The following is a 1333-nucleotide window of genomic DNA, read 5'->3' as shown; positions in this document are numbered from 1 at the left end:
TGGCCGGGCAGAAGGCATGCGAATTCGAAGGTGCCGGGTTCGCCGAAGGTCCAGAGGATCTCGGCCTCCTGGCCCGGCTCAAGGCGGACGGAGTTGGGATCGTCGTGCTCCATCTCCGGGAACTTCGCCATAAGTTCCTTGTGCTCAGCATTGGCTGCGGCGGTGTCCATGACGAACTCATGGACTTCTTCGCCGGCGTTGATGATGTGCAGACGCACGGTCTCGCCAGCGGCAAAGTCGAGTTCCTTCTTGTCGAAGACGTAGACGGAGTCCGCGTCGTAGTCCTCGTTCATCACGATCTCGACCGTGCGCGTGGGCTCGCCTTCGGCGGTCGAACCAAGCGCCATGGCGTGGCCCTTCATCGGGCCATGATCGTCGTCGTGACCACCGGCGTGCTGCCCGGCAGCCGATGCGAAGGTGGGCGCGAGCAGGGTCGCGAGTGTGAGTAGTGCTTTCTTCATGAGCTTTGGTCCTCCTGTGCTCGAATAAGTCAGCCCTGCCTCACGCCGCCGCGCGGCGTGAGAAGGGTTTTGGGGCTGGTGTTGGATGCGTGGTCCGGAAGTTCGCCGGTCCATTCGTAGGCCTGCGTGCCGGGGGGATTCTCGTACCAGCCGGGATCGCTGTAATCGCCTGCCTCGATCCCCTCGCGCACCTTCATCACGGTGAACATGCCGCCCATCTCAAGCGGCCCGTGAGGTCCCCAACCGGTCATCATGGGGATGGTGTTTTCGGGAATTTCCATGGACATCTCGCCCATGTCCGCCATGCCCGCGGTGCCCATCGGCATGTAGCCGGGCTGCTGGCGGCGCACCATTTCCGTCAGCCGTCGCTTGTCGGCGCCGATGACGGTCGGAAGCTCATGTCCCATCGCGTTCATCGTGTGGTGCGACTTGTGGCAATGCAGTGCCCAATCGCCCTCATGCACGGCGTCGAACTCATAGGCGCGCATGGCGCCGACGGGGATGTCGATGGTCACCTCGGGCCAGCGGGCTTCGGGGCGTACCCAACCGCCATCCGTACAGGTGACTTCGAAATCGTAGCCGTGCATGTGGACCGGGTGATTGGTCATCGTGAGGTTCCCCACGCGCACGCGCACCCGGTCGCCTTTCGCCGCGACCAGCGGGTCGATGTCGGGGAAAATCCGGCTGTTAAAAGTCCAGAGATTGAAATCCGTCATCTCGGCCACGCGCGGGATATAGGTCCCGGGATCGATGTCGTAGGCCGCCAGAAGGAAGGCAAAATCCCTGTCGACAGGCATGAACTCGGGATCGCGCGGGTGGACGATGAAAAGCCCCATCATCCCCATCGCCATCTGCACCATCTCGTCGGCGTG

At 62.9% G+C, this 1333-nt stretch carries 2 protein-coding genes; both read right to left on the bottom strand.

From position 1 onward, the window contains the following. Positions 1-461 (bottom strand): copper oxidase (locus tag G0A00_RS26280; protein WP_164214299.1); only part of this gene is annotated, 461 nt, incomplete at its 3' end. A 29-nt stretch (positions 462-490) separates the two neighbouring features. Then, the coding region (locus tag G0A00_RS26275) for a multicopper oxidase domain-containing protein (protein ID WP_164214298.1) at positions 491-1333 on the bottom strand (843 nt) is incomplete at its 5' end.

The organism is Salipiger sp. PrR002, assembly GCF_010500775.1.
Classification (GTDB): Bacteria; Pseudomonadota; Alphaproteobacteria; order Rhodobacterales; family Rhodobacteraceae; genus Salipiger.
The sequence above is the reverse complement of the archived record's forward strand: the minus strand, read 5'-3'. Positions and strand labels throughout refer to the sequence as shown.